The sequence below is a fragment of the Anabaena azotica FACHB-119 genome, assembly GCF_014697625.1.
GTDB classification, from domain to species: domain Bacteria; phylum Cyanobacteriota; class Cyanobacteriia; order Cyanobacteriales; family Nostocaceae; genus Trichormus; species Trichormus azoticus_A.
On the sequence record NZ_JACJSG010000014.1, the window covers coordinates 116,320 to 139,477 of the forward strand.

General features: G+C 42.3%; 21 protein-coding genes and 1 tRNA gene. 11 read left to right on the plus strand and 11 right to left on the minus strand.

Going from position 1 to position 23,158, the window contains the following annotated elements; translation table 11 throughout:
* Positions 1-66 precede the first annotated feature (66 nt).
* From H6G83_RS12530 to psbD, 8 genes are all read right to left on the minus strand, one after another.
* On the minus strand, positions 67-270 hold the full coding sequence (locus H6G83_RS12530; RefSeq protein ID WP_190472158.1) for a type II toxin-antitoxin system VapC family toxin: 204 nt from the start codon (positions 268-270) through the stop codon (positions 67-69).
* A gap of 2 nt (positions 271-272) precedes the next feature.
* Positions 273-518, minus strand: coding sequence for a DUF2281 domain-containing protein (locus H6G83_RS12535; protein WP_190472161.1), 246 nt, complete (start codon positions 516-518; stop codon positions 273-275).
* Positions 519-572: 54 nt separating this feature from the next.
* Entirely contained in the window at positions 573-1,280 is a 708-nt protein-coding gene (locus tag H6G83_RS12540; protein WP_190472164.1) for a J domain-containing protein, read from the minus strand.
* Positions 1,281-1,295: 15 nt separating this feature from the next.
* Complete coding sequence (gene cysK, locus H6G83_RS12545; RefSeq protein ID WP_190472167.1) at positions 1,296-2,258, minus strand: cysteine synthase A; 963 nt, start codon at positions 2,256-2,258, stop codon at positions 1,296-1,298.
* A gap of 163 nt (positions 2,259-2,421) precedes the next feature.
* Positions 2,422-2,859 (minus strand): RrF2 family transcriptional regulator, encoded by a 438-nt coding sequence (locus tag H6G83_RS12550; protein ID WP_190472170.1) that lies wholly within the window; start codon positions 2,857-2,859, stop codon positions 2,422-2,424.
* A gap of 348 nt (positions 2,860-3,207) precedes the next feature.
* Entirely contained in the window at positions 3,208-4,935 is a 1,728-nt protein-coding gene (locus H6G83_RS12555) for an iron uptake porin (protein ID WP_190472173.1), read from the minus strand.
* A 366-nt stretch (positions 4,936-5,301) separates the two neighbouring features.
* A complete protein-coding gene (locus tag H6G83_RS12560) occupies positions 5,302-5,583 on the minus strand; it encodes a 4a-hydroxytetrahydrobiopterin dehydratase (RefSeq protein WP_190472175.1) in 282 nt (93 codons plus the stop codon).
* A gap of 653 nt (positions 5,584-6,236) precedes the next feature.
* The gene (psbD, locus tag H6G83_RS12565) at positions 6,237-7,292 is read right to left on the minus strand and encodes a photosystem II D2 protein (photosystem q(a) protein) (protein ID WP_067765766.1); all 1,056 of its coding nucleotides are present in this window, start codon (positions 7,290-7,292) and stop codon (positions 6,237-6,239) included.
* A gap of 364 nt (positions 7,293-7,656) precedes the next feature.
* Here psbD and H6G83_RS12570 point away from each other — a divergent pair, with 364 nt between their 5' ends.
* From H6G83_RS12570 to H6G83_RS12600, 7 genes are all read left to right on the plus strand, one after another.
* Entirely contained in the window at positions 7,657-7,929 is a 273-nt protein-coding gene (locus tag H6G83_RS12570; RefSeq protein WP_190472178.1) for a hypothetical protein, read from the plus strand.
* 14 nt (positions 7,930-7,943) lie between these two features.
* The gene (locus tag H6G83_RS12575; RefSeq protein WP_190472181.1) at positions 7,944-8,621 is read left to right on the plus strand and encodes an ABC transporter ATP-binding protein; all 678 of its coding nucleotides are present in this window, start codon (positions 7,944-7,946) and stop codon (positions 8,619-8,621) included.
* Between the two features lie 358 nt (positions 8,622-8,979).
* A complete protein-coding gene (locus H6G83_RS12580) occupies positions 8,980-9,528 on the plus strand; it encodes an NYN domain-containing protein (protein WP_190472184.1) in 549 nt (182 codons plus the stop codon).
* A 152-nt stretch (positions 9,529-9,680) separates the two neighbouring features.
* Positions 9,681-9,752, plus strand: a tRNA-Asn gene (locus H6G83_RS12585).
* A 734-nt stretch (positions 9,753-10,486) separates the two neighbouring features.
* Positions 10,487-10,759, plus strand: a complete 273-nt coding sequence (locus H6G83_RS12590) for a hypothetical protein (RefSeq protein ID WP_190472188.1) — start codon at positions 10,487-10,489, stop codon at positions 10,757-10,759.
* Between the two features lie 835 nt (positions 10,760-11,594).
* Positions 11,595-13,322 carry a bicarbonate transporter BicA gene (gene bicA, locus H6G83_RS12595; RefSeq protein WP_190472191.1) on the plus strand — a complete coding sequence of 576 codons (1,728 nt, stop codon included), beginning with the start codon at positions 11,595-11,597 and terminating at the stop codon, positions 13,320-13,322.
* 111 nt (positions 13,323-13,433) lie between these two features.
* Positions 13,434-14,843, plus strand: coding sequence for a cation:proton antiporter (locus H6G83_RS12600; RefSeq protein WP_190472280.1), 1,410 nt, complete (start codon positions 13,434-13,436; stop codon positions 14,841-14,843).
* A 56-nt stretch (positions 14,844-14,899) separates the two neighbouring features.
* On the opposite strand, the gene H6G83_RS12605 is transcribed toward H6G83_RS12600, so the two are convergent.
* The 3 genes from H6G83_RS12605 to H6G83_RS12615 form a co-directional block, all read right to left on the minus strand.
* Complete coding sequence (locus tag H6G83_RS12605; protein WP_190472193.1) at positions 14,900-15,478, minus strand: GNAT family N-acetyltransferase; 579 nt, start codon at positions 15,476-15,478, stop codon at positions 14,900-14,902.
* 491 nt (positions 15,479-15,969) lie between these two features.
* Positions 15,970-16,443 carry a response regulator gene (locus tag H6G83_RS12610; protein ID WP_190472197.1) on the minus strand — a complete coding sequence of 158 codons (474 nt, stop codon included), beginning with the start codon at positions 16,441-16,443 and terminating at the stop codon, positions 15,970-15,972.
* Complete coding sequence (locus H6G83_RS12615; protein ID WP_190472200.1) at positions 16,440-18,722, minus strand: ATP-binding protein; 2,283 nt, start codon at positions 18,720-18,722, stop codon at positions 16,440-16,442. The genes H6G83_RS12610 and H6G83_RS12615 overlap by 4 nt, the downstream gene beginning before the upstream one ends.
* Positions 18,723-19,087: 365 nt before the next feature.
* Here H6G83_RS12615 and H6G83_RS12620 point away from each other — a divergent pair, with 365 nt between their 5' ends.
* From H6G83_RS12620 to H6G83_RS12635, 4 genes are all read left to right on the plus strand, one after another.
* On the plus strand, positions 19,088-19,414 hold the full coding sequence (locus H6G83_RS12620) for a TIGR02450 family Trp-rich protein (RefSeq protein WP_242044567.1): 327 nt from the start codon (positions 19,088-19,090) through the stop codon (positions 19,412-19,414).
* Positions 19,415-19,986: 572 nt separating this feature from the next.
* Positions 19,987-20,853 (plus strand): ferredoxin:protochlorophyllide reductase (ATP-dependent) iron-sulfur ATP-binding protein, encoded by an 867-nt coding sequence (bchL, locus tag H6G83_RS12625; protein ID WP_190472203.1) that lies wholly within the window; start codon positions 19,987-19,989, stop codon positions 20,851-20,853.
* 28 nt (positions 20,854-20,881) lie between these two features.
* Positions 20,882-21,634 (plus strand): DUF5331 domain-containing protein, encoded by a 753-nt coding sequence (locus H6G83_RS12630; RefSeq protein ID WP_190472206.1) that lies wholly within the window; start codon positions 20,882-20,884, stop codon positions 21,632-21,634.
* Between the two features lie 111 nt (positions 21,635-21,745).
* Positions 21,746-23,149 (plus strand): ferredoxin:protochlorophyllide reductase (ATP-dependent) subunit N, encoded by a 1,404-nt coding sequence (locus tag H6G83_RS12635; protein ID WP_190472207.1) that lies wholly within the window; start codon positions 21,746-21,748, stop codon positions 23,147-23,149.
* The last annotated feature ends 9 nt before the right edge of the window (positions 23,150-23,158 follow it).

Here is a 23,158-nt window from a genome sequence, read left to right on the forward strand (position 1 = left end):
GGTTACAAGCTCGAATTAATCTCACTTTTTATCGGCTAACAAATGCGAATATAGAAATTTATCATCTCAGCATAGATTTCTATGATGGTGGTACAGTTCTTGTTGATGATATCTTGTAATTTGCTGCGAGTTTTGTGCCATAAACCTTAGCTCACCAGCAACAATAACGCTGGTTGCCAATTCTACTTGACCAAGCGATCGCAAATGTTCAACTACACTAGGCAGACCTTCCATTAAGTAAGAACAATGATTAGTATCAATAAGATACATAATTAAGATTCAATTGGCATACGGCTTTCATGCACTAATTGTAAACATTCTCTAATATCTGAACCTTCCCAACTTCCTACAAACTCTAATAAATCCTGAGCAGTCGAACCTGTCAAAGTATGCTCTGCTACAACAGGTTTGATTTTTTGATGTTTAGCTTGTATAAACTGAACAAAGTCTAAAATTTCCTGTAAGAGAGGTTCAGGTAATCTTTCTAGTTCTTGAGTAATCTGTTCTTTAATTGACATTACACCTACTCCCTCTTTTCAAAACAACTAATTATAGGAAATCTTTTCTCACCCTTATTGACTACTTACAGCAGCCTGTGCTTCACAGTGTAATCGCGTAGCTATACGGAATAATTCTTGACCAGTGTGTAAATAGCGATCGTCGTAATTCAAGGGAAAATAAGCCAACTCTTCCAGCCCATCTGCGACTTGATTGAGGCTGTAGTAAAGATGTGCAGCCGCTCTCGCCATGCTGGGAGGATTGGGACGGGAACGAAATATCGTTTGGGCTTGCTTGAAGTCTTCTTTACAGGTGACTAAATATTCCTGAAATGTATCCAATAGCTCATCATCAAAAGGATCAGCCGCTAGTTCCTCTATTTGTTCTTCCAATGAATTGAGGATGGTGCAGAGTAAGCGGTTGACTGGGTGATAAACCAAGCGTAACCATTCTTCTACCTGCTCATCTGCATCCTTACCAGTTTTGCGTCTGGTTTTGTATTGTTCTTGCACTGATGCAGTGCGTTGTTGACGTTCGCTATTGAATCTTTGTGATTGATCCCGTAGTTCTTGGTCATAATTGAGGCGACTTTGATTGTCGCCTAAAACTTCGTATGCAGCGTTAATGCGAATAATCTGCTCTTTGTCTGCTGTGTCCTGATTACTATCGGGATGAAATAATTTTACCAAGCGGCGGTAAGCTTGCTTAATCTCCGCTTGGCTGGCGTTGGGGCTGACTTTGAGAGTGTCGTAATGATTTATGTCTTTCTTAGAATCGACCATTCATTCAAATTATCTTTAGCTAATGCTAGCTGTTGCCTTCGCCTCTAGGTCTTGGAACAAAGGTGTACTTAAGTACCTTTCACCAAAACTAGGCTGAATCAACACAATTAAGCGTCCCGCATTTTCTGGACGTTGAGCCACTTGAATAGCTGCACACAAAGCAGCACCACTGGAAATTCCAGATAGTAAACCTTCTTCTCTGGCTAAACGCCGACCGTAAGCGATCGCTTCTTCATCGGTGACGGTAATCACCTCATCTATTAATTGTAGCTTGAGGACTTGGGGGACAAATCCTGCACCAATTCCCTGAATTTTATGGGGGCCTGGTTTACCTCCCGATAAAACTGGGCTATTGGCAGGCTCAACTGCGATCGCCCTAAAACTAGGTTTACGAGCTTTCAGCACTTCGGCTACACCTGTGATCGTACCACCAGTACCCACCCCAGCGACAATCATATCTACCTTTCCGTCAGTATCTTCCCAGATTTCTTCGGCGGTAGTTTCTTGATGTATTTTCACATTAGCGGGATTGCGAAACTGCTGTAACATATAAGCATAAGGCGTACTATTGACAATTTCCTGCGCCCGGCGAATGGCTCCACTCATACCTTCCATTCCCGGTGTCAGTTCCAATTCCGCCCCATAAGCCCGCAACATCGCCCGACGCTCACCACTCATAGTTTCTGGCATCGTTAAAATTAAGCGATAACCCTTAGCGGCTGCGGCCATTGCTAAAGCAATACCTGTATTTCCCGATGTAGGTTCTACTAATACCGTTTTCCCTGGCGAAATCAATCCTTCTTTTTCCGCCGCATTAATCATACTCACCCCAATTCGGTCTTTTACAGACGACGATGGGTTCATACTTTCCATCTTCACAAGAATCTCAGCCACACATCCCTCCGCTTGAGGAATGCGGTTCAACTGTACTAAAGGTGTACGACCAACCAATTCTGTAACGTTACGAGCAACCCGCATATTTTTTTCCTTATTTAGTTAATGGTCATTGGTCATTGATCATTGGTCATTGGTCATTGGTTACTATTTATTAATTCATATCCCTGACTCCAGCCCCCAGCACTCAGTCCCAAACTATGGACTATTGACTGTTGACTAATGACTAATGACTAATGACTAATGACTAAATGTAATACATTACATTTAACTGCTTACGAGCATCTCTTTTTTCACAAAGATCCTCAAGGCTATATTTTTTCAACACAGCATTTGCTGCTTGACGTGCTTCTTGCCAAATTTCTTCTATAACCGAACCATCCAAAGTTTGAGTTTTGACATTATCTTCACCAGCCGTTGCTTCTAAACCTTCCAAACATTCCAATATATCAAAAATGCTAATTTTCCGGGGTTCACGGGCTAAAAAATAGCCGCCTCTTGCTCCCCGTTGACTTTTGAGTATTCCCCCACGCCTCAAGGTGGCTAGTAGCTGCTCTAAATAGCGATCGGGTATACTCTGTTGAGCGGCGATTTGTCTAATTTGCATGGGTTCGCCACTGTTGTAATGAGTTGCCATTTCTATTAGGGCCAGAATTGCGTATTCTGATTTACAAGATAGTTCCACAAGCAATAAGTTATAGGTAATTTATAAACGGTTAAGTGTTACAGCAGGGGACAGATGTAGAAGCTGTTTGCTATTGGAGTCTGATAATTACCCCATTTCCTCATCTATCTGTCACCTGCTATGAGTTTTATAGCAGTAGCCACATAGCTTAGGACATTGGGAAATCACAAAATATTGATAGTAAGCAGGTTTTGAACCTGTCCCCTATCACCTGTCACCTGCTATAACTTTCTCCAGTATACTCCGGTTAAGCAGTGGGGTTTGTGCATCACCCCTAATCACAGCAAAAAACCCCGTCTAATGGCGGGGTTTTTGGGATTTAAAAGTTTTTAGTGAGTGATCAACACCTTAGAAGGTGAAGGTAGTTCTCAAAGTACCGATAAACGCATCATCATTGTTACCGTTCTGGTTAAGATTGGTGATCCAAATCACACCAGGGGTGATAGAGATGTTATCGGATACGCGATATTTGTAGAAACCTTCAACTTGGTAAGGAACATCATTGTTACCATCAGATGTTCTACCCAAAGAATAGGGTTGAGCGCCAGCGAAAATACCTAAAACGTTGCCTCGTTTACCGAAGTCAGGTAAAGCTACACCAGCACCGTAAGCCCAAGCTTCTCTGTCATCACCAGCTCCAGTACCTACGACATCTATGTAAGATACGAAACCACTGATTGATAGATTATTGCTGGGTCTAAACGCCGCAGATAAACCGTAGGCGTTGATAGAAGATGGGTTAGGTAAATTGTTAGCGAAGGAAGTACCAACTAAGGGGGTATCGTCTTCATTACTAAAGAGATTATTGTTTAGTCCTCCTCTATAGCCATGAACGTAGGTAGCAGCTAACGCTACGCGATCGCCTACACTAAAGTTCAACTGACCTAAAGCAGAATAATCACCGTTGAACAAACCTGCATCTGTGCCAGGGTTATTAGCGTCTGATGCTAAGTAACCAACAGTCAAAGAGCTAGGTCTTAAGATACCGCCACCTTGACCAAAAGGTATGTTGAACGCAATACCTGCGCCGCCACCAATACGATAGATGGGGTTTTCTGAAGAGAAGGTGGATAAAGAACCGTTACCGCCGTCTGTTTTATCAAAGAAGTAGGGGTTATTGACAGCAGCATAATGGCTATGACGACCACCAGCAGCAGCTAAGTAAACTTGAGCTGGGCCTATGGGAGCTTCATAGGTCAATTTGTCTATCTCAACAGTGTTGCCACCCGTGCTATCAACTTGGAAGGTTTGTAGTCCTTGACCACTAACACCAGTAGGATTGTTATTGTTATCTCTAAACTCAAAGCCTACTGCATTACCAGAGGACAGACGGGTAGTTAATACGTCTCTACCAGTGAAGCTGGTTTGCAAGCCTAAACGCACTCTGTTTTGGAAAACAGTGTTGTTAGCGCTACCTGTGTTCTCACCAAAAACATCGGTAACAGCGAATATAGCTTCCCCAACTAGCTTGGTGGTAGTGGAGAACTGGTTAGCTTCCAATTCCGCCGTGCGTGCTTCTAAGGTATCTACACGACCGCGTAGGGTTGCTAGTTCTGCGGAAAATTCTTCTTGTAAACGTTGTAAGGTTGCTAAGTCTTGCTTGGTTACTAGGTCAGCTGTTGCTGTTGCAATCAATTCATTTACGCGATCCAAACAAGCGTTTAAACCAGCCGCAAATTCATAACGGGTTAAAGCACGGTTGCCGCGATATGTACCGTTGGGATAACCTGCGATACAACCATAACGCTCAACCAAGGACTGCAATGCTTGGAATGCCCAATCGGTTGGTTGTACGTCAGAGAACTGAGAAACCGATGTAACTTGACCTTGAGCGTTACTTCTACCTTCATTGCCGTAGCGGTCAACTTGGTTGATAATCTGGGTTTCGTTGGTTGTTGGCGCTGCTTGAGCGACAATTGCTGGCTGCTGTTGAGCTACTTCAGTAGGTACTACTGTATCAGTTGTTGATACTTCTGTGGTTGCATTTGTTGCTGCGATCGCTGTTGACGAAACCAATAATGTTGCGCCTAAAACAGCCGGGCTAACCACGAGGGATTTCCACAATATATTAGACATTTACTTTTCTCCTCACACCTTGTATAGATAATTGTTTTTGTTGCAGCTACTCTCAAAAGTGCGATATCTTATTTGACTCTTTTGATGAGGCAAAGTTGCCACTATGACAATTTTAGTTTTTGCCAAGCTAATAACTAATTAACTTAATCTTAAAAATTAATGCAATCAACTTATGCAAAAACTTACCCATATAGCTGATTATTATAGAGCATTTCAACGCTATGACAAGCTAATGGCGATCACCTTATCAACTGTCACACTTAGTTCTATATATATACCAAAAGGGAGTATTCAATTTCTTAATTCCTGTGTATAAAAAATTATGTATTTTTTTATATATTTGCTTGGCAATTTTCTCACAAGTGATTAATCAATTTGCGAAATCTCCCTTGCCAGATCAAAGTCCTTTTGCGTCAAACCGCCTGCGTCATGGGTTGTCAAAGTAATTTTGACTTTGTTATAAGACACTTCTATATCTGGATGATGTCCTGCTGTTTGGGCTGGCTCTACTAGCTTATTAACAAATGCGATCGCTTCCACAAAATCTTTGAACTTGCGCTTAGTCTCTAACTTGGAACCCTCTAATATCCATCCAGATAGTTTACTGGCTTGTGCTTCAATTTCTGCATCACTTAGTAGTTGTGCCATTGCCGAAATTTCCTACATTTATTACGCAAGAGTCTGTCAGTTGTTTTTAGCTCTATTCTAATAACTTCACTATTAACAGTCTTGCTATTTTTTTACAACTGACCACTGACAATCCCTCTAAAAAACTATCCGCTCTGATTTAGATCAGATAATCTAAGTCAGAGCGGTCTAGCGGGTCTTCAGGTTGCAACCAGACTGCCGGAAGGAACTCCGAGCTTTAGCCTAGCTTTTGGAGCTAACTTAGTCTCAAAAAGACTAAGGCTAACTTTTAGAGAACAGCCCCGGCACACAGCCGGCTAACTGCAACCTGATGACCCATGCTTTTACTACTTTCTATCATGGGCATCACCTCCTTGTTGCCTAAACGGTCTTAGTCTCAAAAAGGCAGAGAATTTATCTCTGGGTTTTCACCTTCGACTAATATAACATAAAAAATTAATTAGTCTATAGTCAGTTGTCAAAAGTCCACAGTCCATAGTCCATAGTCCATAGTCCATAGTCCATAGTCCATAGTTTTTTCCCCTTTCCCCTTTCCCCCTTCCCCTTTCCCCTTTCTCCCTTCCCCCTTCCCCTTTCCCCTTTCCCCAACAAAAAACCCCCGCGCGGGGCGGAGGTTCTTAACACAATGGCAAGCGATGAATCTTAAATCATGCTTAGAGAGCATTACCACGAGGTAATACTTCTTCGGGGAATACAAATTTTTCGTGAGGCTGGTCTTGAGGAGCCATCCAAGCGCGGATACCCTCGTTCAGCAAAATGTTCTTGGTATAGAAGGTTTCAAATTCTGGGTCTTCTGCTGCACGTAACTCTTGGGATACGAAGTCATAAGCCCGTAGGTTCAATGCCAAGCCGACAATACCTACTGCACTCATCCACAACCCTGTTACAGGTACGAACAACATGAAGAAGTGTAACCAGCGTTTGTTGGAGAAAGCAATCCCGAATATCTGTGACCAGAAGCGGTTTGCTGTCACCATTGAGTAGGTTTCTTCTGATTGGGTGGGGTTGAAGGCGCGGAAGGTGTTTGCCCCTTCACCGTCTTCAAATAGGGTGTTTTCTACTGTTGCACCGTGGATGGCACATAGTAGCGCTCCACCTAGTACACCCGCTACTCCCATCATGTGGAAGGGGTTGAGTGTCCAGTTGTGGAACCCTTGCAGGAATAATAAGAAACGGAAGATTGCTGCTACTCCAAAGCTGGGTGCGAAGAACCAGCTTGATTGTCCCAAGGGGTACATCAAGAATACGCTGACGAATACCGCAATGGGTGCTGAGAATGCTAGGGCGTTGTAGGGTCTGATGCCTACCAAACGCGCAATCTCAAATTGGCGTAGCATGAAGCCGATGAGACCAAAGGCTCCGTGTAATGCGACGAATGTCCATAAACCGCCTAGCTGACACCAACGGGTGAAGTCGCCTTGGGCTTCTGGCCCCCATAACAACAGCAGGGAATGTCCCATGCTGTCTGCTGGGCTGGATACTGCTACTGTCAGGAAGTTTGCTCCTTCCAGGTAGGATGATGCTAGTCCGTGGGTGTACCAGGAGGTGACGAAGGTTGTGCCGGTTAGCCAACCGCCTAGTGCGAGGAAGGCGCAGGGGAATAGTAATATTCCTGACCAACCTACGAATACGAAGCGATCGCGCTTTAACCAGTCGTCTAGTACGTCAAACCACCCTCTACTGGGGGCGCGTCCTACTGCGATGGTCATTACAAGAAATCTCCAAAATGTTATAAGTTCGGATTTGTCTGTAGATTGGCTGGGTATTGCCTTCTACAAACAGATAATTAACTAGATTGTCAATCTAGTTTACAATTTTTTACTGACTCTAATAATTCTAGGCGTAAATCACTAATTTTTCCAGTCAGTTTTAAAGAGATTTTAATATTTGGATACATAAAGGACTGGGGGAGCAGGGGAGCAGGGGAGCAGGGGAGCAGGGGAGCAGAGGAGAATTAAATAATTCCCAATTCCCAATTCCCAATTCCCAATCCCCAATCCCCAATCCCCAATCCCCAATCCCTAATCTGATAACGCTAAAATGAGTCCTACAGTTATATGTAATTCCTGCTAAATGTTTACCATCGACTTAACAATCAAAAATACTGCTTTCCCCGTAACGGTGCAACGTAAGACAGCAGAGGACGCTGAGGCTGTTTATCAGCTGATTTTGGCAGCTATGCGCTCTGGCAATCCTGATATTGTGGAACTTAAGTGTGAGGGTAAGACAGAAAAGAAAGTTGCTGTCCGCGCTAGTGAAATTTCTGGAGTGCAAATTACTCAAAAAGATGGTGTTACAACCAGCAGTGGTAGAGCGCCGGGATTTTTTGCCCTAGCTGGTGAGTAACCCAAGGTGCAAACATGGCGGACATGGGCATTGTTGTTAAAGATTTAAGTTTTAGTTGGCCGAGTGGTGAGATAGCCATTCAATCTTGCTCTTTGGAAGTCCCCCAAGGTGAGTTTTGGATGCTTCTCGGCACTAATGGCAGTGGAAAATCCACATTACTCCGTCTTTTAGCCGGGCTTCTGGCTCCTCAAGCTGGTGAAATTGGAGTTTTACAACCTGTGGGTTTTGTCTTCCAAAACCCCGATCATCAATTGGTGATGCCAACTGTTGGGGCGGATGTGGCTTTTGGTTTGGTGGAGGAAAAACTGCCAACTGCTGTTGTTAGAGCCAGAGTAGAGGAGGCCTTGGGGGCTGTGAATTTGAACGCCCTGACGCTACGCCCAATTTACGCCCTCAGTGGGGGGCAAAAACAGCGTGTGGCTATTGCAGGGGCGATCGCTCGACGCTGTGAAGTCTTATTATTAGATGAACCTACAGCTTTACTCGATCCAGATAGCCAACTGGACTTAGTGGCCAGTGTCCGCCGCTTAGTTAAAAGCAGGGGTATCACTGCTTTGTGGGTAACACATCGCTTGGATGAGTTGAATTACTGCGATGGCGCTTTCCTACTAGAAAAAGGTTGTTTAGTAGACCAAGGTGAACCCGAACGCCTCAAACAGCGTCTGATGGAAGTGCATCAAGAAGCTTCTTGAGTTGGGGACTGGGGACTAGGTACTGGGGACTGGGGGAAGATGTAGCTTGCTTCTCTGACGAGACGCTACCGCGAACCCGTAGGGTGGAAAAAAAGGTAAAGGTTAAGGGAATAATTCAAACCCTTTACCCCTTCCCCTTTCCCCTTTCCCCTGTCCCCTGACCAATTAATCAATAATTTCTGACAACTGCAACGCGCTATTAATGGCGCGTTTGCTGTTATTGGCGCTTTTTCAAATTAACTTTGCCAACAAATCATATTTTTCCATTATTTGTAACATAGTGTTACAGGCATTGCTTCAATTACTATAAAAGTTATGAATGGATCTTGTTAACTCTAGAAAATTGTGATTGAAAACCATGCCCCGTTCCCTAATCCCCGTCGTTTTATTAGTAGACGGCTACAATATAATTGGCGCTTGGCCTTGCCTGAAAAAAACCCGTGATCAAGATGGACTAGAAGCGGCTCGCTGGCAACTTGTGGAAGCGATGACAAGTTACAGCGCGTTTGTAGGCTACGATACTCAAGTCGTTTTTGATGCTCACTATCAAAATACTTCTAGTAATAAGGAAGTTATTACAGAGCTAGTCTCAGTTCATTACACAGATTTTGGGCAAACGGCAGACACGTACATCGAAAAAATTTGTGCGTCCTTACGTTCCGAAATTGCACAAGCTCGCATTTCTCGCGTCATTGTTGCCACATCAGACCGCGCACAGCAATTGACGGTGCAGGGATACGGGGCTGAATGGTTATCAGCACATCAACTGTGTGGGGAAGTGGAAACTACAGTATGTCGGATGCGTCATAAGTATCAAACCCGTAAACAGTCTAAAAGTAGATTTTTAGCTAGTGCTATTGATCCTAAAGCAAGGCAGAAACTTGCCGAATTACGCATGGGCATTTGAATCAATGCTAGCAGCAGCAAAGTCTCTAGTGTCAGACTAGAGAGGGTTTTGGCTGGAATTATCTGGACAATAAAGCAAGTGAAAAAAATTTTGCAAAAGCCCTTGCCATCTCCTAAATACTACGCTAACATTATAAATCGTGAGAGCAACGTTCCTCAGTAGCTCAGCGGTAGAGCGATCGACTGTTAATCGATTGGTCACTGGTTCGAATCCAGTCTGGGGAGTTTAAAAACAAGGCAAATAAAAAGTTAGAAATGAAGCGCGACATAGGAAGCTTGATGCTAGCTTTTGATATTTGCAAATATTTGTAATATGATGCAGCAGTGATTTACCTAAATCAGTGGTTTGAAACTGCGATCGCAACTTGAACAAGGACACCTGCTATTTTTTGGTAGAGACTGGGAACCATAACGCTTGGCGTAATGTACTTGATTTTGTTGCTATTCTTATAGGTACACAGATAAGAGTGGCGGAGGTTCCTTTTCTGGTAATATCACCAAAACGGGTGTTGAAAGCCATCTAAAAAGAGGCTTGATTAGTACTGATAGCTCAAGTAACTAGCAAGTTCAAAACTTACTTAGCATTCATATAGTTGTTTAAGTAGAACCGACTAAATAAATTAGGGTTTGTAGTCAGGACTTTAGTCCGGGGAAAAAGACTAAAGTCCTGACTACTCACTCAATTGTGATAACTTTACAGTACTTAACATAGTTTGATTGATTTTCGACGGCTTACCTATACCATAAATTATTTACTGCGATCGCTCCTTGTGGCATCCGATTGAATTAAGCAACCCAAGTCTCCCAAATAAAATTGAAGTACACCCAGTTTTATGTGAAAACTGGTGAAAAGAGAAAAAGCTCAGGTTTGAAGGCTTTCCCTTCTCCTTTGGCTTCTTCTATAATGCTCTAATTGGTCATCCTTGAAAGTAAATTAATTCCAAGCACTCACAGACACTATGGAAATTAAAGAAATTAAAAAACCTTACAAGCCAAAAACTCAAGACTACGAAACTAGGAACTTTCAACACGTTAAAATACTGGACTGCAATCAACCAGTAAGCAGAGTGATTTATGAATGTTGGCACTGTAAGCAAGGTTTATTAAGTGAGGTTGAAGGAGTATCTCCCCAAGTTATAGAAGCCACTTGTCCTAGTTGTGGCAGAACAGCAATCCGGTTAATGGCTAACAAGGTACTGTCAACAACACCTATCCCTTCACCCTGGAGCTGAGAATAGCACAATAAAACTCCCTTTTCTAAGCGCAGGGAGTTTTATATTAGCTTTGAGCAGTGGTTAAATTACTAGATAATTATATTAATACAGTTGTAATGCTAGTAACAATTTATAGTTAAATGTGATTTTTTTGACATAATTTACTTCTCTGATGGCTTAATAAAGTTGATATTTTCCAGAAAAGCCACAACTAATTTGTACACAAGCCCATTTATTTTTGGGGCAAACTTCTCTAGATTACTAGTTTAAGAATATCCCCTTTGATATACACGTCTGGGATCATATTTTGATAAGGCGTAATATTGTTTAATATATAAGTCTTTATCTATGATATTAATTTAATATTCTTTTAATAATAACAATTACAAATGCACAACATTGATACGAATCGCTGTAAGCTATTCTCAGTGAATATTAATGAATGTCAATGCTGTTGATAAAAAACTACTGCATAAATTAGCCTAAATGAGTTTTTTTGTATCTAATCTCTAGTAAGAGCTTTGTTTAACACTTGCACGATAGCGAGGCTTTGTATGCAAATCGCTATCAACCTTGAGTGCGCCAAAAATTTATTTCTTGGCTAAGTTTTTCATGCCTATAAAAGAAGAAATTTATTATAGCCATTTTCAATCTAGTGAGGTACAGGTATGCAAATAGACCTAACCCCCTAACCCCCTTCCCGAAGCGGGAAGGGGGAACAATTCAAAGCCTCTCTCCTTTTAGGAGAGAGGTTTGGAGAGAGGTTAAAATTGTACTTCACTAGACCGAGAACCGCTATAAAAGCGACTCAAAGTTTTGTCAAAGTTTCAATTTCTCTTACCTTGTAGCTAAAATGTCTTTGACCAATAGTATCAATTTCAATAACTTGCGAGGCGATCTATTCGGTGGTTTAACTACCGCAATTGTATCTCTGCCTCTAGCCTTAGCGTTTGGCGTGGCTTCTGGTGCTGGGCCTGTAGCTGGTTTGTATGGAGCGGTTTGCGTTGGTTTTTTTGCGGCCTTATTTGGTGGGACTCCAACGCTAATTTCTGAACCAACTGGGCCGATGACTGTAGTGATGACTGCTATTGTCAGTTCCATGACTGCAAATAATCCAGAAAACGGTTTAGCAATGGCATTTACTGTAGTCATGCTAGCTGGATTATTTCAAATTTTCTTTGGGGTATTTAAGCTGGGTAAATATATTACCCTCATGCCCTACAGTGTAATTTCTGGCTTTATGTCAGGAATTGGGGTAATTCTGATTATTCTCCAAATTGCGCCTTTTGTTGGACAACCAAATCCTAAAGGCGGGGTATTGGGAATGGTGCAAAACCTGCCTGTTTTATTGACAAAGATTAATCCGGCAGAAACAATTTTGGGTGTGCTGACATTGGCAATTATCTTTTTCATGCCATCCAAAATTAAACGTTACGCCCCACCTCAGTTAGTTGCATTAATTATAGGTACTGTAGTTTCTCTGGTTTTCTTTGGCAACGTTGATATTAGACGTATTAACGACATTCCAATGGGGTTGCCAAAATTAGTACTACCTACCTTCACTCCATCACAAATCACAGTCATGATTATTGATGGCGCAATGTTAGGGATGCTGGGTTGTATTGATACCTTGCTGACTGCTGTGATTGCGGATAGTTTAACTCGTACCGAACACAAATCTGATAAGGAATTAATTGGTCAAGGTATTGGTAACTTTGTATCTGGTTTGTGCGGTGGATTACCAGGTGCAGGTGCGACAATGGGAACGGTGGTTAATATCCAGACTGGCGCTCAAACTGCTTTATCTGGTATTACTCGCGCCTTAATCTTATTGGTTGTGGTGTTGTGGGCTGCGAATATCACCGAATATATCCCAATGGCGGTGTTGGCTGGTATTGCTCTGAAGGTGGGGATTGATATTCTTGACTGGAGCTTCTTAAAACGCGCTCACAAAGTATCCTTGAAGGGTACAATCATCATGTACGGTGTGTTATTTTTAACCGTATTTGTTGACTTGATTGTTGCCGTTGGTGTGGGTGTGTTCATTGCCAATATCTTGACTATTGACCGTCTTTCTGAATTGCAAGCTCAGGAAGTGAAAACAATTAGTGATGCGGATGATGCAATTGTTTTAAGCGATGAAGAGAAACGATTGCTGGATCAAGGTAATGGACGCATTTTGCTATTTTATCTGAGTGGGCCGATGATTTTTGGGGTATCTAAGGCGATCGCTCGTGAACATTCAGCAATGGCGGATTCCGATGTGTTGATTGTAGACTTGAGTGATGTACCAATGCTGGGTGTGACAGCTTCTTTAGCGATTGAAAACGCCATTAAAGATGCTAGTGAACAAGGTCGTCAAGTTTTGATTGTCGGTGCAGGTGGTAAAGTCAAACGGCGCTTAGAAAAGTTTGGCATCATGCGATTTGTACCTACACATTATATGTTTGTAGACCGTGTGGAAGCGCTCAAACAAGCTGTTGCTTTAGTTAAGTCTAATCAAACTGGCACAGATGTCGTAGGCTTAAATAGCTTGACTAACCAAGGTAATGACCCTGATTCTTACGCCTATCCCAACTAACTCAAATACTGTAAACTTTCACTTGTTTTAATTCGTAATTCGTAATTTAATTATGAATTACGAATTATTTTGATTAATCCCAAAAATTCATCAGCAAAACAAACAGAAAACATGATTTTGACAGAACCAATAATTAATTCAATTACCTGGGTAAATTCCCTAGCTTTAAAACTTCAGCCTCAATTACTAGCCACAACCGAGGCAGAAAATGCTCCCATTGTGTTGACTGGGGTACTCCTAAGTTTAGTAGTCATTTATTTAGCCAGTAAAATTGGGGGCGAACTGTCTCGGATGATAGACTTACCTCCAGTTTTAGGTGAATTAGTTGCTGGTGTGGTGGTTGGTGCTTCTGCACTCCATTTGGTTGTGTTTCCCGAAAGCGGTGCAGTTGCAAGTGATTCGGTGATTATGACCATCCTGCAATTTATTAACAATCTCACTCCTGAAGCAGTAACATCAATTTTTCAAAGCCAAAGTGAAGCTGTTTCTATTCTGGCTGAATTGGGTGTGATCATTCTGTTATTTGAAATTGGTCTGGAATCAGATTTAAAAGAATTGCAGAAAGTGGGTTATCAAGCGACAATTGTGGCTTGTGTTGGGGTTGCGGTTCCTTTTGCGGCTGGTACGGTAGGATTGATTACCATATTTCATGCTCCTGTTATTCCGGCAATTTTTGCTGGTGCTGCACTGACGGCTACTAGCATTGGGATTACCTCGAAAGTTTTGTCAGAACTGGGGCAGTTAAAATCTAGGGAAGGACAAATTATTGTTGGTGCGGCTGTTATTGATGACATTTTAGGAATTATCGTTTTGGCGGTGGTTGCTAGTTTGGCAAAAACTGGGGAAGTTGATGTTTTTAATGTAATTTATTTGATTGTCAGCGCTACCGTTTTTCTGATCGGTTCCATTCTTTTGGGTAAATACTTCAATCAAAGTTTTGTTGCCATTGCTAATAAATTACAAACTCGCGGTAACTTAATTATCCCCGCTTTTGTCTTTGCATTTTTCATGGCTTTCTTAGGTAATGCCATTCATTTGGAAGCGATTTTAGGTGCTTTTGCGGCTGGTTTGGTTTTGGATGAAACTGATAAGCGTAAAGAGTTAGATGAGCAAGTAAAACCTATTGCTGATATCTTAGTTCCTGTTTTCTTTGTGACTGTTGGAGCCAAGGTTGATTTAGGTGTGCTTAATCCTTTGGTTCCAGAGAATAGAGAAGGTTTAATCATCGCTACCTTTTTAATTGTGGTGGCAATTATTGGTAAGGTTGTCACCGGTTGGGCTGTGTTTGGTCAAGCGGGAATTAACCGCTTGGCTGTTGGCTTTGGGATGATTCCTAGAGGTGAAGTTGGGTTAGTATTTGCTGGTATTGGTTCGGCTAGTGGGGTTTTAGATAAGCCTTTGCAAGCAGCAATCATTATTATGGTGATTCTGACAACCTTTTTAGCGCCTCCTTTATTGCGTTTTGCGTTTAAACAATCTGGGGAAGGACAGGAATTAGAACAAGCTGATTTGCTTGGGTAATTTTGATTGTATTGGTAATAGGTAATAGGTAATTTTTCCCCATTACCCATTACCGATTACCTATTTTCATATGGTTCCCACTTGGGGTTTGTGAGGCTGGTCAAGATGTGGTCTTGCCATTTGCCATTAATTAATAAATAATCTCTGGCGTAACCTTCAACAACAAAACCTAATCTTTTCAGGACATTACCACTACGTTGATTATGAGGCATATAATTAGCCATAATCCGATGCAGGTTTAATTCTTGGAATACATAATCAGTGGCGACTTTTAAAGCTTCTGTCATATAGCCTTTACCTTGTTCAGCCTCTGCCAAGCTATAGCCTACATAACAAAAATGGGCTGCTCCTTTGACAAAGTTACTAAAGTTTATAGTTCCAATGATTTTGGTAGGTTGCTTTTTGGGAAATATGAATAACTTTAAAGATTGGTCGTGGATAAATTCTAAAAAATTATTCTCTACTTGATAATTCCAATATTCTGCTGTGAAAAAATGTTCAGCCCAAGTGGGATAGTATGGGGTTAAGTAGGCTTTGTTATCAATGAAGTATTTGAGGATGCTGGGAATATCTTCTTGAATACCTATACGTAATAGTAGGCGATCGCTGGTAATTATCGGCAGTTCTGACTTCATAACTTAGATGGCAAATGCTATACCTTCATCTATGTTAATGAGTTGCGATCGCTTTCTGGTAAATATTATCGATGCGACGGACTACGGCTTGGACCCCACATTCCGCGCCTAAAACTGGCACACAGAGAAAGTAGTCAGCAAATCAAGAATATTGGTAAAAATTGAGACAACAAAAACTTAGAAGTAAAGTTAATAGTCAGAATCAGGCTAGAAGCCAAAAAAATAAATAAAATTAGCACTAAACAGCTTATCAGCCGTGTTAATCAATCTCAAAAAAATTGTCATTTTACTCAAGGTTTCTTTTTATCAACTTTTGCAAGAGTTACTCACTCTATTTTCAGTAACTCTACTTTTTTATGCAGTATTTTTTATCACTATCCTGATTTTTCCCAACTCCCGCTTGATTTTTCACTTTCCATCCCTGATGACTTTGGTTTTGAATCAAAAACTAGCGGACATATTTGGGAATCGGTATAATTATCCCAACCTAATTAATCTTCCAAACAATCAGGCAGAGTAGTCACTTCAAACCAGTAGTCTACTAGCCCTTGCACATATTGTTTCAATTGTTCAAAATTGATCGGCTTGACAATATAACTATTGACTCCATACTGATAGCAGTCATCAATATCTTTAGGATTATCAGAGGTAGTAAATACTACAACCGGAATGGTTTTGAGATGATCATCCTGCTTGATCTGGCGCAATACCTCTCTGCCATCGGTTCCCGGCAAGTTTAAATCTAGCACAATCAAGCCGGGACGGGGGGAAATTTGGCGATCGCTATACTTACCCTTGCGGTAAAGAAACGCCAAGGCTTGCTCCCCATTCACACACCTGTGGATGGGAATTTTCAGATGCGATCGCAGCAAAAACCGTTGCAGTGCCTCAAAATCTTCATTGCTGTCTTCCACAACTAAAAGTGGTGGCTTTTTTTGCACAAACAAGGTTGAATCACGGTTCAAGAGATTTCCTCCGCCGATAAAGTAAAGTAAAATGTACTACCTTGACTTATTGTAGATTCTACCCAAATTCGCCCCCCGTGTCGTTCGACAATTTTCCGGGCAATAGTTAATCCTGCCCCAGTTCCGCCGCCAAACTCATCTCTGCCATGTAAACGACGGAAAATTTGAAAGATTTTATCGAGATGTTCCTGGCGAATGCCGATACCGTTATCACGGACGTAGAAAATGGGTGGTGCTAAATGCTGATCAATATAGCCGACTTCTACCCATTTTTGCACTTTGTCGTTGTATTTAATCCCATTACTGATCAGGTTGGTGAAGAGTTCATTGACTTGAGCGCGATCGCATTCTACAATAGGTAGAGTTTGGGGAAGGCGAAATTCCACATCAGTTTGCGGTCGGGCAATGGTGAGAGTAGCGATCGCCTGCTGCACCAACTCATGCAGATTCACCCTTTGCCGTATCAATTCGGCCCGTCCCAACCGCGAGAAATGGAGTAAAGAATTAATCAAGTTTTCCATGCGCTGCGTCAACCGCACCAAGGTTTGCAGCTTCGCCACCCCATCCTCATTTAACAAATCTGCATAATCTTCCATTAAAAAGTTAGCATAGTTGTGAATCCCCCGCAGTGGTTCCTTCAAATCGTGGGAAGCAATATAAGCAAAAGAATCAAGTTCTTCATTGCTGCGTTGTAATTCAAAATTCATCGAGGCTAATTCCTCAGCTTGGCGCAGGACAATACCCACAATGAGGCTGCGTAGTTCAGCCACTGCGGCAATTTCGCAGGGCTTCCAAGGCAAAGCACAACCCTGCACCGTTTCTTGCCACAAATCAAAGGATTTGCGGGGAGACATCCGTAAACTGCCATCCAGGGCTACTTCCACAGGCTTGTGAGGGTTTCCGCCCCAATTCACAGTTTGAATCACCTCTGGACGAAACCAGAGAATGTAATTGCGGTGGACTCTAGAAATTTCTAGGGCTAACACCCCACTAGCGATCGCCACAAACGACGCAGCTGGGGGATAATGTTTAGTGAGCGATCGCGTTTCAAACCAACCTTGATGCAGATGCGGTTTAATCCATTCGAGTAAGGCGTGAATCTCCTCCTCTGAAGGTGTTTCACCCACTCTAATGCACTGCTTACCCGTAAAAATTGCCGCACCCGTAGCGTTTACCAAATGCAGTAATTGAGATTGCAGTTGCACCATCCCATCAAATAAATACTCAGCCTGAGACAACGCCTCGACAAATTGAGTTTGTAATGATTTCAATTGGATTTTGTAATCTATATCCTCCCTAGCTTCTTTATTCGCTAGTTCAATAGACATCACCTGTGCAATAAACTCGCAGGCAGTGCGGATATTATAAGGAATATATTTAGGCGATGAATTATGACAAGCAATTAAGCCCCACAGTTCTTGATTTTGCACCAGAGAAATAGACATAGAAGCAACCACATCCATATTGTGCAAATACTCCAAGTGAATTGGCGAAACACTCCGCAACACCGACAAACTCAAATCCAGTGGTTGATTAGTTACAGGATTATTTGCTGGAATTAAGGGAACAGGTTGGTAGTTTGCATCGGGAATTAACCGCAACCAGTTGAGGGTGTAGAGATGTCGAGCTTGCTTAGGAATGTCTGAAGCTGGGTAACGTAAATCTAGATAAGCCATTTCCTGATCAGTATCTTCAGCAATGACAATACCCGCCCCTTCCTGGTCAAAGCGGTAGACCATGACGCGCTCAAAACCAGTGATGCGCCGCACTTCCTTCACAACAAGTTGACACATTTCCAGCAACGTAGGTGCTTTTTGAATGCGCGTAATAGTTCCTTTCACCTGATGATAAAAGTCAAAAAAGTCAGTTTTTCCCCGCGCGTTTTTTGGCTCCAGTTCCAGAATAATCACCCCATCTATACGATGTACAATGCCATCAAAATCAAGCGATTCCTGAAGATGCTGAATACAAAGATTGATAGGGTTAATACTTTCAAAATCCTCACTCAAACATCGCTGAATTTTCTGAATTTTCTCATCATCGAATAGCTCTAACAAAGGTTTACCTAGCAATTCCTCCGGTGTGTAACCAATCATTTCCTCAGCGTTACTACTCACTTGAATGATTTCTAATGAAGGGTCTTGCAAAACTAGCAAAACTCCATGAGGCTGAATTAATCCCGGAATATGAATTGGTTCCTTGTCACAGTTTGTTAAATCAACTGTTTCATCGCTGAGAAGATGTTTCCCAAGCTCTTGATTGCTTTTATTAGTAAACATAAAATTTTAACAGTGAACAGTGAACAGTTGTAGGGGCGGGTTCATTGAGAAATTCATGGGGAAAACAGATATGTCAGCTAAACCCGCCCGTACTTAAATACGTTGGCGAAACACCACAGTAATTGGTAGAAGGCGTATTTTGGCGGGTCTAAATCTCTTACCCTATGCCTTATACCTGATAACTGATTTAATCTAAAATTGCCATAAAATAGTAACGGTGAATAAAAATAAACATTGCTAATTAGCAGACTACCGTTATCTTAGGTGTAACGCCGCAAGATTTCCAACTCAGGGGAAAACGGAGAAAGGAGAAAAAGAGAAATCCTGGCCCGTTTTATGGACTAATGACCAATGACAAATGACCAATGACTAAAAAACAGAAATTTCCTTATCTAGTGGGTTCCAAGTGGACAGCAACAAAAAAAATAGACGGTTGGCGACACTTTCAAGTAGTCAACCGCAAAAACCAAGGTAAATGGGTTTATGCGGAGATGGTCGCCGCTTGTGACCCCAAAGTTCGCTTTTGGCTCAATGCCAAGTTATTACAAGATGGTTTTCAGTGGCAAGCCGGTTGGCAGTCATTGCAGGAAATTGAAGCAGTAGATAAGGCACTGGGGAGTGGAGGAGATGAGGGAGATGAGGGAGTGGGGGGAGTGGGGGAGAGTAACTTTGAACTATGGACTAATGAATAATGACTAATGACTAATGACTATTGGCAAAATTAATAATTTTTTACAACATCATATTTTTTAACTAATCGATAACTATTGGTCTTGTGGGGTGGGCATCTTGCCCGCCCTATATATTAGATGCTGAGATTGGTAAACTTCAAATTTGCCATTTTGAACCAGTCCCCAGTCCCCAGTCCCCAGTCCCCAGTCCCCAGTTCCCTGCTATAAGCGATCGCACCTATTCTCCTAAAATCTAGCTAGCTCCCACACTGGGCTAAATCTAGCAAAACTCTTGAATTATAGGAAATTTAGCTTTTTGTTTTTTGTTACTCTTTTTATATTTATAAGCTATAAATACGTTTATAATAGCTTATAGCTTCAAATTAGCTAAAATTATTGAATAATATGTTCAAAATTAAATTTATCTCTGTTAAATAGCTATTATCTAGCTTTTTCATATTTACCACCCCTTTCTTTTCCCTGTCATTTCGTCAATAATCACAATCACATACCTCACACATTGCCAACTGCGGCTAGGTGAAGGCAAATGTTTTAGCCACAGGTTTGATAAAAAACGATAAGAGGCAAGCACAGTGAAACTAGCAGTCTACGGAAAAGGTGGGATAGGTAAATCCACAACTAGCTGTAATATATCCGTCGCCCTAGCCAAACGCGGTAAGAAAGTGCTGCAAATCGGTTGCGATCCTAAACATGACAGCACCTTCACCCTCACCGGGTTTTTGATTCCCACAATTATCGACACCCTGCAAGAGAAAGATTATCACTATGAAGATGTCTGGCCCGAAGATGTCATATATAAAGGCTACGGTGGTGTAGACTGCGTGGAAGCTGGTGGCCCACCTGCGGGCGCTGGATGTGGCGGTTATGTCGTAGGTGAGACAGTAAAATTACTCAAAGAACTCAACGCCTTTGATGAATACGATGTCATCTTGTTTGATGTTCTGGGGGACGTGGTATGTGGTGGTTTTGCCGCACCCCTCAACTACGCTGATTACTGCATGATTGTGACTGATAACGGCTTTGATGCCTTATTTGCCGCTAATAGAATTGCGGCTTCAGTGCGGGAGAAAGCCAGAACTCATCCCCTACGTCTAGCTGGGTTAATTGGTAATCGTACTTCCAAGCGCGACTTGATTGAAAAGTATGTGGAAGCCGTGCCAATGCCAGTATTGGAAGTTTTACCCTTAATTGAAGATATTCGCGTTTCCCGCGTTAAGGGTAAGACTTTATTTGAAATGGCAGAGTCAGATCCTTCCCTGAACTACGTTTGCGACTACTACCTCAACATTGCCGACCAGATTTTAGCACGTCCTGAAGGAGTCGTCCCCAATGATGCCCCTGATCGTGAATTATTCACTTTATTATCAGATTTTTATTTAAATCCGCGTAAACCCCAGGTTACTAATCCTGAAGAGGAATTAGACTTGATGATTGTATAAATCATCTATTTTCAGGATGGGGTCAATTATGGCTTTCTTTAATAGCTTTACGGATTCGATTAAACAGAAGTGGCTGCAATTCTTTCAAGCTAACCGTGACTGGATCAAACTCCACATGGAAGTGGAATCAGTTTATACACCCGACGGTGGCAAGCGACCACCTTCTTACCTCATCCTGGGGGTAGTCAACGCACTGGAACCGAAACTAGCCCAGCTAATGTTTCCCTTCTCCAAACTGAATCCTGATGCCGATACCTTAATTGAAGTGCTGGAGTTAAATTTTGACCCAGACATCGCCCTCGGTCATCATTCAGTGGTGGAAGAAGAACCAGTCAGTCATCAGTACGAGTCAACAATTGAAGACAATATCCAAGATGAAACCTTAGCAGCGTCGGAAACAAATGGCTTTAGCCTAGATTCTGAACATCAAACTCTGATAATTGAATCAGCAACATCAAGCTTCAACGACCTGGATGAAATTTCTGTCACCAACGAAACTAAATTACAGGATCAGTTCCAGCATACAAACGGCAAGGGAACAGCAGATTTTGATGAAGTTAACTTTGATACCGTCACTGCATCAACAGAAAACTTGGAAGAACAAATTCTCAGTGAATTGAACACACCAGATGAGAATGCTTTCAGTGACGTGTTATCAGATGTTTGGGGTGATGAGACATCGCTGCAAAAGACCGAAGATAATAACGATTTTTTGGGTGAAGAATTACCGGCTGGCGTTTTTGATGAATCAGAAATTGCCCGTCTCTTCCCCAACGCATAATACAAGGGATTGGTAGTTGGTGCTATGTGCCAAACAGAGGGAGTAGGGGCTAGGGGCTAGTTCCGACTCCTCCCAATTCCGGCTTTTAATCCAAAAGGGGAGATAACCAAGATGACCATTGCACAAGAACCAGCAGCTTTAAACTTTGAGTGTGAAACTGGCAACTATCACACCTTCTGCCCAATTAGCTGTGTAGCGTGGTTATACCAAAAAATTGAAGATAGCTTCTTTTTGGTAATTGGCACTAAAACCTGTGGGTATTTCCTGCAAAATGCGATGGGGGTGATGATTTTTGCGGAACCCCGCTATGCAATGGCAGAGTTGGAAGAGGGAGATATTTCAGCACAGTTGAATGATTATGAGGAGTTGAAAAGATTGTGCGAACAAATTAAGCGCGATCGCAACCCTAGCGTCATTGTGTGGATTGGCACTTGCACCACCGAAATCATTAAAATGGACTTGGAAGGACTAGCACCCAAGCTAGAAGGCGAAATCGGCATACCTATTGTAGTCGCCCGTGCTAACGGCTTAGATTACGCCTTCACCCAAGGGGAAGACACAGTTCTCGCTGCAATGGCTAACCGTTGTCCCGATAAAGCGCCAGTCGCCGAAGCAGAGAAAAATGAGCGTAATGCTATTCAAAAGCTGCTCAACTTTGGTAAGAAGAAAGAAGATGTCGCCCAAGAAGAATCTGAATATGTAGACCATCCTCCCTTGGTTCTCTTCGGTTCCCTACCCGACCCTGTGGTAACTCAGTTAACTTTAGAATTAAAAAAACAAGGTATTAAAGTTTCCGGTTGGCTACCCGCCAAACGCTTTACAGAATTACCAGTGCTGGAAGAAGGATATTATGTCGCTGGTGTCAACCCCTTCCTCAGCCGTACAGCCACAACCTTGATGCGTCGCCGCAAATGCAAACTCATCGGCGCACCCTTCCCTATCGGCCCTGATGGAACCCGCGCTTGGATCGAGAAAATTTGCTCTGTGTTTGGGATCACGCCAAAAGGTTTGGAAGAACGGGAAGCGCAAATTTGGGCGGGCGTGGAAGATTATGTAAAACTAATTCGTGGTAAGTCTGTGTTTTTCATGGGTGACAATTTGTTGGAAGTCTCCTTAGCGCGGTTCTTAGTGCGTTGTGGGATGACTGTTCAGGAAGTTGGCATTCCTTACATGGATAAGCGTTACCAAGCTGCTGAGTTGGCAATGTTGGAACAGGCTTGTCACGAAATGGGCGTACCTCTGCCGACAATTGTTGAGAAGCCAGATAATTATAATCAATTACAGCGAATTTATGAGTTGCAGCCAGATTTAGTTATTACTGGTATGGCTCATGCTAACCCATTGGAAGCAAGGGGTATTAATACTAAGTGGTCGGTGGAGTTCACTTTTGCTCAAATTCACGGTTTTAGCAATGCGCGTGACATTTTGGAATTGGTGACTCGTCCGCTACGTCGGAATAATAATTTGAAAGATTTGGGTTGGGATAAGTTGGTAAGGGAGGAAGCGAAGATTTAGGTTTTATTA

Bases quoted from the DNA above. Each gene is read 5' to 3' on its own strand.
- H6G83_RS12605 (WP_190472193.1), bottom strand. From the start codon at position 15,478: ATGAAGTCAGAACTGCCGATAATTACCAGCGATCGCCTACTATTACGT.
- H6G83_RS12600 (WP_190472280.1), top strand. From the start codon at position 13,434: ATGATTTTGACAGAACCAATAATTAATTCAATTACCTGGGTAAATTCC.
- H6G83_RS12560 (WP_190472175.1), bottom strand. From the start codon at position 5,583: ATGGCACAACTACTAAGTGATGCAGAAATTGAAGCACAAGCCAGTAAA.
- H6G83_RS12630 (WP_190472206.1), top strand. From the start codon at position 20,882: ATGGCTTTCTTTAATAGCTTTACGGATTCGATTAAACAGAAGTGGCTG.
- H6G83_RS12540 (WP_190472164.1), bottom strand. From the start codon at position 1,280: ATGGTCGATTCTAAGAAAGACATAAATCATTACGACACTCTCAAAGTC.
- psbD (WP_067765766.1), bottom strand. From the start codon at position 7,292: ATGACCATCGCAGTAGGACGCGCCCCCAGTAGAGGGTGGTTTGACGTA.
- H6G83_RS12590 (WP_190472188.1), top strand. From the start codon at position 10,487: ATGGAAATTAAAGAAATTAAAAAACCTTACAAGCCAAAAACTCAAGAC.
- H6G83_RS12620 (WP_242044567.1), top strand. From the start codon at position 19,088: ATGACTAAAAAACAGAAATTTCCTTATCTAGTGGGTTCCAAGTGGACA.
- bicA (WP_190472191.1), top strand. From the start codon at position 11,595: ATGTCTTTGACCAATAGTATCAATTTCAATAACTTGCGAGGCGATCTA.
- H6G83_RS12615 (WP_190472200.1), bottom strand. From the start codon at position 18,722: ATGTTTACTAATAAAAGCAATCAAGAGCTTGGGAAACATCTTCTCAGC.
- cysK (WP_190472167.1), bottom strand. From the start codon at position 2,258: ATGCGGGTTGCTCGTAACGTTACAGAATTGGTTGGTCGTACACCTTTA.
- H6G83_RS12570 (WP_190472178.1), top strand. From the start codon at position 7,657: ATGTTTACCATCGACTTAACAATCAAAAATACTGCTTTCCCCGTAACG.
- H6G83_RS12530 (WP_190472158.1), bottom strand. From the start codon at position 270: ATGTATCTTATTGATACTAATCATTGTTCTTACTTAATGGAAGGTCTG.
- H6G83_RS12555 (WP_190472173.1), bottom strand. From the start codon at position 4,935: ATGTCTAATATATTGTGGAAATCCCTCGTGGTTAGCCCGGCTGTTTTA.
- H6G83_RS12580 (WP_190472184.1), top strand. From the start codon at position 8,980: ATGCCCCGTTCCCTAATCCCCGTCGTTTTATTAGTAGACGGCTACAAT.
- H6G83_RS12635 (WP_190472207.1), top strand. From the start codon at position 21,746: ATGACCATTGCACAAGAACCAGCAGCTTTAAACTTTGAGTGTGAAACT.
- H6G83_RS12535 (WP_190472161.1), bottom strand. From the start codon at position 518: ATGTCAATTAAAGAACAGATTACTCAAGAACTAGAAAGATTACCTGAA.
- H6G83_RS12575 (WP_190472181.1), top strand. From the start codon at position 7,944: ATGGCGGACATGGGCATTGTTGTTAAAGATTTAAGTTTTAGTTGGCCG.